13 protein-coding genes are annotated in these 13611 nt (G+C 64.4%); 7 read left to right on the plus strand and 6 right to left on the minus strand.

What is annotated here, in order from left to right; all coding sequences use genetic code 11:
* Positions 1-118: 118 nt before the first annotated feature.
* A complete protein-coding gene (locus tag BJF92_RS02655) occupies positions 119-733 on the minus strand; it encodes a 50S ribosomal protein L25/general stress protein Ctc (protein ID WP_075633226.1) in 615 nt (204 codons plus the stop codon).
* Between the two features lie 456 nt (positions 734-1189).
* Between BJF92_RS02655 and BJF92_RS02660 the strand changes: the two genes are divergently transcribed.
* Positions 1190-3229 carry a putative bifunctional diguanylate cyclase/phosphodiesterase gene (locus BJF92_RS02660; protein WP_075633227.1) on the plus strand — a complete coding sequence of 680 codons (2040 nt, stop codon included), beginning with the start codon at positions 1190-1192 and terminating at the stop codon, positions 3227-3229.
* A gap of 9 nt (positions 3230-3238) precedes the next feature.
* Here BJF92_RS02660 and BJF92_RS02665 read toward each other — a convergent pair whose 3' ends face one another.
* The gene (locus BJF92_RS02665; RefSeq protein ID WP_075633228.1) at positions 3239-4417 is read right to left on the minus strand and encodes a benzoate/H(+) symporter BenE family transporter; all 1179 of its coding nucleotides are present in this window, start codon (positions 4415-4417) and stop codon (positions 3239-3241) included.
* A gap of 316 nt (positions 4418-4733) precedes the next feature.
* Between BJF92_RS02665 and BJF92_RS02670 the strand changes: the two genes are divergently transcribed.
* Positions 4734-5678, plus strand: coding sequence for a GAF domain-containing protein (locus BJF92_RS02670; RefSeq protein ID WP_075633229.1), 945 nt, complete (start codon positions 4734-4736; stop codon positions 5676-5678).
* Positions 5679-6144: 466 nt separating this feature from the next.
* A complete protein-coding gene (locus tag BJF92_RS02675; protein WP_143523862.1) occupies positions 6145-6828 on the plus strand; it encodes a hypothetical protein in 684 nt (227 codons plus the stop codon).
* Positions 6829-6863: 35 nt separating this feature from the next.
* On the opposite strand, the gene BJF92_RS02680 is transcribed toward BJF92_RS02675, so the two are convergent.
* The gene (locus tag BJF92_RS02680; protein ID WP_075633231.1) at positions 6864-7502 is read right to left on the minus strand and encodes a LysE family translocator; all 639 of its coding nucleotides are present in this window, start codon (positions 7500-7502) and stop codon (positions 6864-6866) included.
* Positions 7503-7752: 250 nt separating this feature from the next.
* On the opposite strand from BJF92_RS02680, the gene adh reads away from it, so the two are divergent.
* Together adh and BJF92_RS02690 are read left to right on the plus strand one after the other, a co-directional pair.
* Positions 7753-9261, plus strand: coding sequence for an aldehyde dehydrogenase (gene adh / locus BJF92_RS02685; protein WP_075633232.1), 1509 nt, complete (start codon positions 7753-7755; stop codon positions 9259-9261).
* 245 nt (positions 9262-9506) lie between these two features.
* Positions 9507-9929, plus strand: coding sequence for a DUF779 domain-containing protein (locus BJF92_RS02690; RefSeq protein WP_075633233.1), 423 nt, complete (start codon positions 9507-9509; stop codon positions 9927-9929).
* 6 nt (positions 9930-9935) lie between these two features.
* Here the strand turns inward: BJF92_RS02690 and BJF92_RS02695 are convergent, their stop codons facing one another.
* Together BJF92_RS02695 and BJF92_RS02700 are read right to left on the minus strand one after the other, a co-directional pair.
* Positions 9936-10769, minus strand: coding sequence for an alpha/beta fold hydrolase (locus BJF92_RS02695; RefSeq protein ID WP_078057804.1), 834 nt, complete (start codon positions 10767-10769; stop codon positions 9936-9938).
* 176 nt (positions 10770-10945) lie between these two features.
* On the minus strand, positions 10946-11455 hold the full coding sequence (locus BJF92_RS02700) for a GNAT family N-acetyltransferase (protein WP_075633300.1): 510 nt from the start codon (positions 11453-11455) through the stop codon (positions 10946-10948).
* Between BJF92_RS02700 and BJF92_RS24895 the strand changes: the two genes are divergently transcribed.
* Together BJF92_RS24895 and BJF92_RS02705 are read left to right on the plus strand one after the other, a co-directional pair.
* Positions 11438-11689, plus strand: coding sequence for a hypothetical protein (locus tag BJF92_RS24895; protein ID WP_143523863.1), 252 nt, complete (start codon positions 11438-11440; stop codon positions 11687-11689). The genes BJF92_RS02700 and BJF92_RS24895 overlap by 18 nt on opposite strands.
* Before the next feature lie 56 nt (positions 11690-11745).
* Positions 11746-12732, plus strand: coding sequence for a glutathione S-transferase family protein (locus tag BJF92_RS02705; protein WP_075633235.1), 987 nt, complete (start codon positions 11746-11748; stop codon positions 12730-12732).
* A gap of 4 nt (positions 12733-12736) precedes the next feature.
* On the opposite strand, the gene BJF92_RS02710 is transcribed toward BJF92_RS02705, so the two are convergent.
* Positions 12737-13240 carry an NUDIX domain-containing protein gene (locus BJF92_RS02710; protein WP_075633236.1) on the minus strand — a complete coding sequence of 168 codons (504 nt, stop codon included), beginning with the start codon at positions 13238-13240 and terminating at the stop codon, positions 12737-12739.
* Positions 13241-13611 lie beyond the last annotated feature (371 nt).

The raw sequence follows: 13611 nt of genomic DNA on the forward strand, positions 1-13611 counted from the left end.
CTACATTGCGCATCGCAACAAAAAGCCCGCTGTGCTTGCGCAGCAGCGGGCTGATCTCAGCAATGAGGTGCCGAAGGGGTCGGCGCTTCATCGCGAAAAGGCATTAAATCATGATGATTTACGCGGAGGCTTCGCCTTCGGTGCCCTCTTCGGCTTCCGGCAGAACGTCCGGAACGGCGATCGTGGCGATGGTGAAGTCGCGGTCCGAGATCACCGGAGCGGCATTCTTCGGCAGCTCGACCTGCGAGATGTGGACGCTGTCGCCGACGTTCAGGCCGGCCAGGTCAACGGTGAGCGAGGCCGGAATGTCGTCTGCCGGAACCGTCAGCTCGACCGTGTGGCGTACGATGTTCAGCACGCCGCCGTTCTTGATGCCCGGAGCCTGGTCTTCATTGATGAAGTGGACGGGAACGTCGACATCGACGGAGCTGCCCTTGCTGACGCGCAGGAAGTCGACATGCATGGTGAAGTCACGGACCGGATCCAGCTGGTAGTCCTTCGGCAGGACGCGGATCTTTTCGCCATCGACGTCGATCGTGGCAACCGTGGTCATGAAGCCGCCAGCGTGAATCTTCAGCGTGACGTCCTTGGTGGACAGCGCGATGGAAATCGGCTGCTGCTTGTCGCCGTAGATCACGGCGGGAATAAGCCCGTTGCGGCGCAGTTCGCGGGAGGACCCCTTACCAACCCGGTCGCGCTTCTGGGCCTTGAGCTCGTAGGATGCGTTGCTCATGGCGATACCTTATTTTTCATCTTCAATGCTGGAGAGTCGCCCTTCGGTGCGGCAGGGCCGCATCAGGCGGGAGTCGCCGAAGCGCTCCGTCCGCGTTTGCCTCCAAGGGTGTCCGCGCAGACGCGGCTCCATAGACGAGATCCCGCCGTTTTTCAACAGCAGCGAACGCCATCTCGCCGAATTTGCGCCATTTCGTTCAGTTGTTGCGCATTTTAGCGGGTGCCGGGCACAAAAGATTAACAGCCCTGATGCATGGTGCGGCGCAGGAGATCTGTTACGACGCTATGATTCCCGTGCTCCGCGCGCACAGCAGCGGCGTAACCGGTCATGCGCGGTGACAATTGGCAGGCAGAGGACCATGGGGTCAATCGTGAAGTCTGAAAAACGGGTTGGGGCATGGCATGCCTCGGCGCTTTTCGCCCGTGCATGCGCATCTGCAGGATTGGAACGCCGCCGATGATGACAGTCCTATCCTGCATCGGGACCAAGCACGACCCCCTTCTTTTCGGGGTGGCTGCTCTGATCTGCATCCTGGGCTCCATCATCACCACGCAGCTTTATGCGCGCGGGCGGCGCACAATCAGTCTCCAGCGGATGAGCTGGCTCTTCATGGCCGGCATCATCGGCGGATCGACGATCTGGACGACGCATTTCGTTGCCATGATGAGCTATGAGCCGACGGTTCGCCATGCCTTCGCCGCGGATCTGACGCTCGTCTCGCTGGTGATGGCGATCACGGCGACGCTTCTGGGCATGGTCGTCAGCACGCTGACCACAAAGGGGCCGGCGATCGAACTTGGCGGCCTGATCATCGGCCTGGGCATCGCACTCATGCACTTTACCGGCATGGCCGCCTATGAGGTCGAGGGGCAAAAGGTCTGGGACCTTGGCATGGCAACCGCCTCGATCCTTCTCGGCGCCACCTTTGGCATTCTGATGTGCAATCGCATCGCCCGGCCGATCTGGCGCTTCTGCCGCCATGGCGGCACGGCAGCCCTGATTCTGGCGATCGTCACGATGCATTTTACCGCGATGACCGCCCTGACGATCGTGCCCGATCCCACCGTCGCCGTTTCATCGAGCTTCGTTCCCGATGACTTCATGGCCGTTCTCGTGAGCGCCATCACCATCATCATCATCAGCTTCGGCACGGCGGCCTATTTCATCGACATGCAGACCCAGCGCAACACGGCCGAGCGCTTCCGCCATCTGGCGCTGCATGATGCGGTAACCGGCCTGCCGAACCGCAGCAGCCTTGTCGATTATATCGACAGCGTGATCACGCGCGATGACGAGGCGGGGCAGTTCACCCTCATCAAGATCGGCCTCAGCGAACTCAAGCACGTCTCCGAACGCCACGGGTTTTCCGCGGCCGACGCCCTGCTGCGCACCGCGGCGCAGCGGCTGCGCCTCGCCCTGGACAGCGACACCTTCCTGGCGCGCGGGACGGCGGATGCGCTTGTGGTCTGCGTATCGCGCCACACAAAGACGGAGGCCCAGCGGCTGGCCCACCATCTCGTCAAGGTGCTGAACGAAACCATGATGTGGGATGGGACGCATCTGGCCATGGGCGCCCATGCCGGTCTGGCCACGCTCAGCCGCGCTCCGGGCAGGGACTCGCAGCAACTGCTGACCGAAGCAACGATGGCGCTGGACCGGGCGAAAGAGGCCGGCGCCGGTGCCGTGCGGGTCTATGACCGCGCGATCGACGACCTGACGCGCGCGCATGTGGAGATGACGATGGCGTTGCAGACGGGGATCGAGCGCAACGAATTCTTCCTTGTCTATCAGGCGCAGAACGATGTTGAGAGCCGGGCGGTCGTCGGCTACGAGGCGCTGGTGCGCTGGCGCCATGCAGAGCGCGGGCTGATCCCGCCTTCCGAATTCATTCCGCTGGCCGAGAGCACCGGCTTCATTCATCGTCTCGGCGACTGGGTCCTGAAAACCGCTGCGCTGGAAGCGGCCGGCTGGGCCCGGCCCCTGTCGATCGCCGTGAACGTCGCGCCGGCGCAGCTCGCCGATATCGCCTTTCCGCTGCGCGTCCAGCAGATCCTCAACGAAACCGGGCTCGACGCGCGCCGCCTGGAGCTGGAAATCACCGAAAGCGGCATCATCGCCGACCAGCAGAAGGCGCTGGCGATCATCCAGCAGCTCAAGCAGCTGGGCGTGCGCATCGCCATGGACGACTACGGCACCGGCTATTCTTCGCTGTCGATGCTGCAGAGCTTCCCCTTCGACAAGATCAAGATCGACCGCAGCTTCGTGGATGCCGTCGCCGTCAGCCGTCCCTCGGCGGCCATCGTCCGCTCCACCATCATCCTGTCGCACAGTCTCGACATTCCCGTGCTGGCGGAAGGTGTGGAGACCGAGGAGCAGATGGACTTCCTGCGTCAGGAAGGCTGCCTCTGTGTCCAGGGTTACCTGTTCGGCAAGCCACAGACCGCCGAGCAGATCGCTGCCGTCACGGGCATGGCCGTTTCCGCTTCGGCCGCCTGAGGCAGCGGCTCAGACGCGGCGGCCCGCCCGGGCGATCAGCAGCATGGCGCCGCCGGCGGCCAGCCCCCAGAATGTTCCGGAGACGCCGGCAAAAGACACGCCGGAGGCGGTGACGAGAAAGGTCACGGCCGCGGCCTCACGAGTCGCGGGCTCCCTGAAGGCGAGACTCGCAGCACCGGCGAAAGCGCCGATCAGCGCAAGCCCGGCCACTGCCTCGATCAGGATTGCCGGGGCGAGCGCCACCAGCGCGGTGATGGTGGGCGCCAAAACACCGAAGACGATATAGGCAACACCCGCGACGATCGCCGCCCAGTAGCGCCGGCGCGGGTCGGCATGGGCGTCCTCGCCCGCGCACATGGCGGCGGTGATTGCGGCGAGATTGACGGCATGGCCGCCAAAAGGCGCGCTGAACAGGCTGAAAACGCCCGTGGCGGCAAAGAGGCGGCCCGGCGCCGGCTGGTAGCCGCTGACATTGAGCACCGCAATGCCGGGAATGTTCTGCGAGGCCATGGTCACGACAAAGAGGGGCAGCGCGATCGTGATGAGGCCGGACCAGGTGAAGACCGGCGTGACCCATTCAAAGCGCAGGCCGATGCTGTCCGCCAGGCGCGCGCCGGCATTGGCGGGAATCTCCACGCCGAGCGCCACCACCAGGCCGAAGGCGATCAGCGCCGCGGGCACCGCTGCCAGACGGTGCATCCGCCCGGCCACGGCCCAGGCGAGCACGATCGGCAGGCCGAGCCGGGGATCGAAGGCGACGGCCTTGACCGGCGCCAGGCAGAGCCCGACCAGCACGCCGGCAAGCATGGCGCTCGCCAGAACCGGCGGAATGGCGGCGACAAGCCGGCCGAAGGGCTTCAGCAAGCCGGCCGCGACGATCAGGAGCGCGCAGAGAATGAAGGCGCCGATAGCGGCCGGGAAACCGCCCTCGATCCCGCCCGTGGCGGCCAGCAGCGCCGCCCCGGGCGTGGACCAGGCGATGCTGATCGGCAGGCGCGTCCAGAGGCTGAGCAGGATGGCGCAGAAGCCCATGGCAATCGACAGAGCCGCCAGGCCGGACGCGGCCTGCGCCTCGCTCGCGCCGGCACCGACCAGCCCGTGCAGGACGACGGCGAAGGAACTGGCAAAGCCGACAAAGGCGGCGAGAAGACCCATGACGGTGCTTTGGGCCGAAAGATCACGCAGCATGGAGGAAATCCGGACTGATCGACGGGGAGAAGCGCTGATTCCACCGTTCTTAAAGACCGGACGGAGGGTTGCCTACCCAATAATGTCGCGTCCCCTGGCGGCGGGAAAGCGCGGAGCCTGCCGGCCCGTGCGGCAGTTCGGCATTTTCTCCAAAGGAGGCGTCTCCTCAAAATGGGGCGCAGTCGCCAGTGCCCTCCCCGATCACGCACCGCTGTCCGCCTTTTGATCCGGCATGAGGCCTGCAAGGCTTGAGGATGGACGTGCCTGCGGCTTAGGCTTATAGTCCGTTTCGATCTGCTTTCGGGGAGGAGAGCTGATGAACCATTCCGATCATGTCCAGGCGGTCGCGCATCATGCGTCGGCAGCCGCGAGTTCGCCTGTTGCCGCATCCTGGCGGCGCTGCCTGACACTTTACGGTCTTTCGCCGGAGGAGAGCCGCGCGCCGGAGCGGCTGGGCGAAAGCGAATTCCTGGCCGCGCGCGAGCGCAGTCAGCCGCTGCTGGAGGAGGCGAGCAGCGAGCTGGACCGGCTGTTTTCCACCGTTGGCCGTTCCGGCTGCTGCCTGCTTTTGACGGATGAGCGCGGCGTGGCGCTGGATCGACGTGGCGCTGCCGGAGACGACAAGGATTTTCGCGGCGTCGGCCTCTGGTCCGGCACTGTCTGGAGCGAGGCGAGCGTCGGCACCAATGGCATCGGCACGGCGCTCGCCGACGAGCGCCCTGTGCTGATCGAGCGCGACCAGCATTTCCTCAGCCGCAACACCCGTCTCTCCTGCGCCACCGCGCCGATCCGCGATCACCGCGGTCGGGTCGCCGCAGCCATCGATATTTCCACCTGCCGCGACGATGCCAATGATCTGGCGCTGATGGTGCTGCATCATGCCGTGCGCGAAGCGGCCCAGCGGATCGAGACCAATCTGTTCCGCCGCGCCTTTCCGCAGGCCCGCATTCTGCTGGTTCCGGCAGACAAGGCGGCCCCTGCCCTTTTGGCGATCGACCGGGACGATCTGGTGCTCGGTGCCACCCGCGCTGCGCGGCTGCGCCTGGGGCTTGATGACGAGCGGATCGCGGCCGGGGTGCCGGCGGGCGATCTTCTGGGAGAGGGAAGCCAGATCAGGGGCGAGCCGCTGCTGGAGGCCGAGCGCGCGGCCCTGCGTCGAGAATTGTCGCGCAGCGGCGGCAATGTCTCCCAGGCCGCCGACAATCTCGGCATCAGCCGGGCCACGCTTTACCGGAAGATGAAGCGGCTGCAGGTGAACTGACGCCGTGCCTTCGCCGGCGCACCACCCCGGCAATCAATGGCCTGCGGCAAAAGGACGGGGCGCAAGCTCTTGCCGTCCGAAGCCGCATTTTCAGGATCACACGCCCGTCCGCCGGCACGCAGGCAAAAACGTGAAAGAGTTGCCACTTCGGATTCACTGTCCGGCCGATGCATACCCGCCAAGGTGATGGCGCAAAGCTTGGTGCACGGATTCTTAAAGTCCGTTGATCTAGATATAATCGCAGACAGCCGGCTCGACGGCCGACATGTGCCCCGCACCGGCGAAAGACCCTGCGATGGCCATGGTGGACAGGCTGTCCCCGGACCCATCTGGGTTCGGCGTTGCGGGACGTTCGTCTTCGGGGAGAGACGGGTCGGGCGTGCCAGGCGTTAAGCGGCGATCATGATGGCGCCGAGGGGGAGAGACGAGATGGGAGACGATTGAGGGTTTAGTTCGGGGTAACCTCATGTCCATCACGGACGCAGTCAAGGGGCCCGGCGAGCGCGCCGTATCATGGCACGAGCCGCCAGACCGGGTCGAAAACGAAGCGGCACGCATAGCGCCTGCCGCATTGCCCTCGCTTGCGCCCGCCCTCGTTCCTGGTACGCCCAGCATCCAGGAGATCGTGCAGCAGCTTGCGGAAAATCCCGAACGGGTGGAACTTATCCATAGGATCGGCTGGCCGCTGACGGCGAGCGAGAAACGGGATCCGGCCTTCCCCTCCGGCCCGGGCGAAGACCCCGCCGCGCCAGCCGACCGCACGGAGGATGACAGCGCCCGCCCGAATCGGGACGTCGAGGCTGTGCTGGAAGATCTGGCCGCCGCCGGCCAGGCGCTCTCCTGGCTCCGGCAGGAGATCTCTACCGTGCGCCAGCAAATGGAGTCCATGCGCCAGGATGCCTGGAGCCTGCGCGACGAACTGACCCCCTTTCGCAGCGACATGCTGGCCCGGCTGAACGTGCTGTCCGGCCGCCTCGGCGATCTCGAAACCACACTCGAAACCGGCTCGGTCAATCTGCGCGGCATGCGCGCCGAGGCGATGGCGCATTACAATCAATCACTGACCCAGCAGCGTCAGGACGACCGCCCGTCGATCCGCGACTTGTCCGCCCGGGTCCAGGCGCTCGAGCAGCGAATCGCCTCCAGCTGAACAGGCCCCAGGCCTTATTGTCGGCATGGTTCGCGTCAGCTCGCCGCCTTGCGCCAACCGGCGGCCAACAGCCCCGCGCCGATCATCAGCGAGCCGCCGGTGCGGTTGACGATACGCTGCACGGAAGGTTTGCGGATCGAGCGGCGCGCTGCAGAGGCCGTCAGGCCATAGAGCGCGGCATTCAGCGACGCGAGCACGAGGAACGTGGCTTCAAAGATCAGCATCTGCAGCGCCAGCGGCTGCCTTGTATCGAGAAACTGCGGCAGGAAGGCCACGAAGAACAGGATGCTCTTCGGGTTGAGCGCGGTGATGACATAGGCATGGGCGAAGATGCTCCATGGGCGCATCGCGGCCGCGCCCTCGCTGCCGTCAGCCTGCCCGGGATCGCGCACCGGCGCACGCCAGAGCTTGATCCCCATATAGATCAGATAGGCCGCGCCCACCCATTTCAGCGCCGTGAACAGCGCGGCGGAGGTGGACAGGAGCGCGCCGAGCCCCAGCATCGACGCCGTCATGGCGGTGAAGTCACCCAGCGCCACGCCGGCCACGGTGGCCGTTGCCGCGCGGCGACCATGGCTGAGCGCATAGGAAATGACCAGCAGAATGGTCGGCCCGGGAATGGCCAGGACCACGGCGGAGGCGGCGACGAAAGCAAGCCAGTGTTCGATCGACATGATGGATCTCCTCTCTTCCAGCACGATCAATCCACAGGAGCGAGCGGGCGGCAAGGCCCTCTCCGGGCTTTTCGCAACAAAGCATCAGCAGGCCATTGCAGCGCAGCATGCTTGTCGCGTCGCGGCTGTCGCAGTTTTGAAACAGGGATGTCGGGCAAGAGAGGATGCCGGCTTGTTGATGCGCCGCGTTCTGCCCCACCTTGGCCCTCAGACAGATGACTGCAGTCTGTTTTTCGGAGGAGGAACCACCATGCTGCACCAGAAGATCGTCGAAAACCCGTTCAAGCAGAAATACGGCAACTATATCGGCGGGGAGTGGCGCGACGCGCTGTCCGGCAAGACCTTCGACAACACCACGCCGGTCACTGGCGGCGTTCTGTGCCAGATCGCACGCTCGCAGGCCGAGGATGTGGAAGCCGCGCTCGATGCCGCCCATGCGGCCAAGGACAAATGGGCCCGCACCTCGACCACCGAGCGTGCCAATATCCTGCTGAAGATCGCCGACCGCATGGAGGCCAATCTCGAGCTGCTCGCCAAGGCCGAGACCTGGGACAATGGCAAGCCGCTGCGCGAGACCATGGCCGCTGACATTCCGCTCGCCATCGATCATTTCCGCTATTTCGCCTCCTGCGTGCGCGCCCAGGAAGGTACGATCGGCGAGGTGGATCACGACACGATCGCCTACCACTTCCACGAGCCGCTCGGCGTGGTCGGCCAGATCATTCCCTGGAATTTCCCGATCCTGATGGCCGCCTGGAAGCTGGCCCCGGCGCTTGCCGCCGGCAATTGCGTGGTGCTGAAGCCGGCCGAGCAGACCCCCGCCTCGATCCTGGTCTTCGCCGAACTGGTCGGCGACCTGCTGCCGCCCGGCGTGCTCAACATCGTCAACGGCTTCGGCCTGGAAGCGGGCAAGCCGCTCGCCTCCAATCCGCGCATCGCCAAGATCGCCTTCACCGGTGAAACCTCGACCGGTCGGCTGATCATGCAATATGCCAGCCAGAACCTGATCCCCGTCACGCTGGAGCTCGGCGGCAAATCGCCCAACATCTTCTTCGCCGACGTGATGGCCGAGGATGACGATTATCTCGATAAGGCGCTGGAAGGCTTCGCGATGTTCGCGCTGAACCAGGGCGAGGTCTGCACCTGCCCCAGCCGCGCGCTGGTGCATGAAAAGATCTATGACCGCTTCATGGAAAAGGCGATCGCCCGCGTGGCGGCGATCAAGCAGGGCAACCCGCTCGATCCCCAAACCATGATCGGCGCCCAGGCCTCGTCCGAACAGCTGGAAAAGATCCTGTCCTACATGGACATCGGCCGCCAGGAAGGCGCCGAGGTCCTGATCGGCGGCGAGCGCAACACGCTTGAGGGCGATCTGGCCGGCGGCTTCTACGTCAAGCCGACCGTGTTCAAGGGTCATAACAAGATGCGCATCTTCCAGGAGGAGATCTTCGGGCCGGTGGTCTCGGTCACCACCTTCAAGGACGATGCCGAGGCGCTGGAAATCGCCAACGACACGCTCTACGGCCTCGGCGCCGGTGTGTGGAGCCGCGACGCCAATCGCTGCTATCACTTCGGCCGCAATATCCAGGCTGGCCGCGTCTGGACCAATTGCTACCATGCCTATCCGGCCCACGCCGCCTTCGGCGGCTACAAGCAGTCGGGCATCGGCCGCGAAACCCACAAGATGATGCTCGACCACTACCAGCAGACCAAGAACATGCTGGTCTCCTACAGCCCGAAGGCGCTCGGCTTCTTCTGATCGGACTGATCCGCCCCCCCTAATCGTATGGCGGGGATTTCTCAACGGCGGAGCGTCATCGAGCGCTCCGCCGTTTCGCTTGCACCAATCCGCCACGGGCGGACCTCGACCAGGAGCCGTCCGCTCTGTGCTTCCGAATGAGTTTGTCCAAAATCATGAACAGCACTGGCTGCGCGTGAGGCTTTGACACAAAGTGCCACGAGGCTCGCGGTTAAGACGAGCCCATCATTGCGAGGAAGAACACCATGATCGAAGCCCCCGCACTCTCGGCCGAGACGGAAGGCGAGCCGCGCGTCACCGCCACGCCCGCCGCCCTGGCGCTGGTCGAGGAGATCCGGCGCGATCACCCGCAGATCCTGTTCCACCAGTCGGGCGGCTGCTGCGACGGTTCTTCGCCCATGTGCTATCCGGCCGATGATTTCATCGTCGGCGACCGGGATGTGAAGCTCGGCGAGATCGGTGGCGTGCCCGTCTATATCAGCGAGAGCCAGTTCGAGGCCTGGCGCCACACACAGCTGATCATCGATGTGGTGCCGGGGCGCGGTGGCATGTTCTCGCTCGACAATGGTCGAGAGCGACGCTTCCTCACCCGGTCCCGGCTCTTCTCGGGCGGCGAGGCCTGCGCAATCCCCGTCATCCGGCGCGGCGACGAGGCAAAGGCGGGATAGACCGGCTTACGAGCCGATGAATTTCCGGATCGCGTGCAGATATTGCGCCGGATCCTGCGCCAGCGCGAGATGGCTGACATTCTTGAGGATCACCAGCTTGGCGCCGGGGATCGTCTCGGCGAGATAGCGTGAATGTTCCGGGCGGATGAATTCGTCATGATCGCCGACGACGATCTCAGTCGGCACCGTGATCGACTTCAATTCGTCCTCTGAGAAATTCGGCTCGTTGCGCCACATGGTCTCGATCGCCGCGCGGAACGCCCTGAAATCGTCCTCGTCATCGAGATCGCGGGTGAAGTCGTGGCCGTTGACCGAGCTGCTGACCTCGAACAGGCCATCGGGCGAGGCATTGGCGGCCTGGGCGAACAGCTTGCTCAGCCGCTCGGGGTGGTGAATGGCCATGTCCAGCCCGATGATGCCGCCATCGCTGAAGCCGACCAGCGCCACCTTGTCGATGCCGAGACGGTCGAGAAGCGCGACATAATCCTCAGCCATCAGGTCATAGGTATAGGTCATGCGCAGCCGGGTGGAGCGCCCGTGGCCGCGGCTGTCGGCGATGATGACCTCATGCGTCTTAGCGAGCTCCGGCACCTCGAAGCCCCAGGCGTCGCTGCTGCCCATGCCGCCATGGATCAAAAGGATCGGATCGCCCCGGCCCTTGCCGAAAATCTCGTAGAACATGTGAATGCCGTTGACGGCGGCATAGCCGCTCTCGTCGGCCCGGGGCAGCGGCGGTGGCGGCATGGAGTTGCGCCAGCGCGGCGCGGGCATGGCAAAAGCCCAGTAGGAGAGCAGACACAGCACCGTCGCGAGGGCGCCGAGACGCAAACGAGAGACCATCCTCCACCACTTTCCTGGTTGACGCGAGACCGTTCGACGGCGGCCGATAACGAAATGCTAACGCAATTTACCTTTCGGTCAATTCCGCTCACGAAGATATGAAGACAGGAAAGCGAATGCACAAAAGCCTTGCGCAAGCCCGGCGCGGACGCGCTTATGTCATAAGCCGGATAAGATCAGATCGGTCGCCAGGCAATCAGACCGGGAAGCCGCGCATGGACATTGTCGGCGAGCGGCGCGACGAGAATGCGCGCGGCATCCACGGGCCCGGGAAATTCCAGCACGCCATAGGCGACCGGCTCGAAGCCGAGCGGCCCGTAATAGGGTGGATCACCGACCAGAAAGACGGCCTCCGAGCCCTTTCGCCGCGCCGCCTCGACGGCGATGCGCACCAGTTCGCGCCCGATGCCCTTGTTCTTGTGCGAGGGCCGCACGGCCAGCGGCCCGAGCAGATGGCCGCGCACAGTGCCTGCCATCACCGGCGTCATGCGGACCGAAGCGATGGTTTCACCATCATCGGCACAGACGAAGGAAAGGCTCCGATCATGCGGCCCCTGCTCCCGGATGCGCGCCGCAGCCCGGGTGAAGCGCCCGGGGCCAAAGGCTTCCCGGTTGATCAGATCGATGGCGTCGGAATGGGTGGCGTCTTCGGTGAGATAGACGAGATCGTGCTTTTTCTGGAACATCAGGCAACCTGGCAGAACATCGGCGGGCAAACGAACAGGCGGAAATGGCCTTTTCCCAAGATGGAAAAAGCCGTCCTGATGGTCAGCGTCGTCGCGAGCGTCCTGCGGGAAACAAAGCCTGATCGTCCTCTTCCAGAGAGTGCGGGCGGCCTCTTGACCGCAACGCTTTGCCGGATAGCAGAACTGGCGCCGGGGTCAAGCGGAAACGCACTGTTCAGCCGCGACGATCTATGAATGTCACGCGCAGGGCTTATCTGACATCTGTAACGGATCGAAACGGAGGGCGGATCATGGGCATGCTGGTGGACGGCGTCTGGAAGGACGTGTGGTACGACACGGAGAAGACCAAGGGGCGCTTTCAGCGGCAGGATTCGCGCTTTCGCAACTGGGTGACGGCAGATGGCAGCGCCGGACCGACCGGCGAAGCCGGCTTCAAGGCCGAGGCCGGGCGCTATCACCTGATCGTCTCCTATGCCTGTCCCTGGGCCCACCGCACGCTGATCGTCCGGCGGCTCAAGGGCCTCGAACCACTGATCTCGCTGTCCGTAGTCGATCCCCTGATGCTGGAGCGCGGCTGGGAGTTCAAGAATCGCGACGGCGGCACCGCCGATCCGCTGTTCGACGCCGAAACCCTGGCCGAGATCTATGTGAAGGCCGATCCCGGCTTCACTGGCCGGGTGACGGTGCCGGTGCTCTGGGACAAGGCGCAAGGCAAGATCGTGTCGAACGAATCGGCCGAGATCATCCGCATGTTCAATTCCGCCTTCGACGGGCTGACGGGGTCGACACTCGACCTCTATCCGGCCGATCTGCGCGCTGAGATCGATGCGCTGAACGCGCGCATCTATGATGCGGTCAACAATGGCGTCTACAAGGCCGGTTTCGCCACCCGCCAGGACGCTTATGAGGAGGCAGTCGCCGCGCTCTTCTCCATGCTGGATGAGTTGGAGACGCGCCTGTCCAGCCGGCGCTATCTGATGGGCGATCGACAGACGGAAGCGGACTGGCGGCTGTTCACCACGCTAGTGCGCTTCGACGCCGTCTATGTCGGCCATTTCAAGTGCAACCTGCGCCGCATCTCAGACTATCCGAACCTGCAAGCCTATCTGAAAGACCTCTACCAGGTGGAGGGCGTGAAGGAGACGGTGGTCTTCGACCATATCAAGCGGCACTATTATATGAGCCATCCGACGATCAACCCGACCCGGATCGTGCCCGCAGGCCCCCTTCTCGACCTGGACAGCCCCCACGGGCGCGACGCGCTGACGGAACGCTGAGGCGCTACCAGACGTCGTCGGGCGAAAGCGTGCCGGCGATTTCGGCCAGGCGGCGGCGGGTGGACCCTGTCGTCTCCGGCGGCAGGGCGTCGAGCGCGAAGAAGTCGGCCTCGCGGATCTCGGCATCGGGTTTGCGCGGTGCGGTCTGGGTCACGTTGCGGCAGACATAGAGAAGCACATGATCGCGCCGGCTGGCGGCGCGGTTGAAATAGACCTGCAGCAGGCGCGGCGCGTCGCCCAGCACCAGATTGCCTTCCTCGCGCAGTTCCTTGGCCAGCGCCTGCGCCGCCGTCTCGCCGCGCTCGACGCCGCCGCCCGGCAGATGCCAGCCCGGCACATAGCCATGGCGGACGAGAAAGATGCGACCCTCGGCATCGAAACAGGCGGCCCGCACCCCCAGCGTCATTCCCCTGGTGAGGAAGAAGACGGCGTGGACCGCCCGTAAGAGCAGCTTCCGCCGCCAGCGGCGCCATGTTCGGGGCGCGGCGTGCCCGCTCGTTGCGCTCATCCGGATGCGGCCTTTCTGTTGATCGACAGGGGTACGCTGGCTGGCGGCCCGCCCGGTGCGTTTTCGCCCAAATTCTTGCGCCGAGCGTTTTCTTTGGCGCCATCGGCGGCTAGGGTCAGGACCCATTAAATTCATGCCATCTGTTCGCGCGCATGAGCCGGCTGATCGCAACCAATGCTCGGCAAGGCTAAAAGCCTTGCCTTGCGCTTGTCTGCTTCCATCCAATCCCATGCGCGCGAACAGATGGCATGAATTTAATGGGTCCTGACCCTAGAGCATCGGACTGAAAACAGTCCTCAGTGCGATGCTCTATATTTTCGTTTTTGCATCGGATTTTTCCGAAAACCGGTTCCCACTTTTCGGTCCGATGC

The sequence above is a fragment of the Xaviernesmea rhizosphaerae genome (assembly GCF_001938945.1).
In the GTDB taxonomy this organism is placed as follows: domain Bacteria; phylum Pseudomonadota; class Alphaproteobacteria; order Rhizobiales; family Rhizobiaceae; genus Xaviernesmea; species Xaviernesmea rhizosphaerae.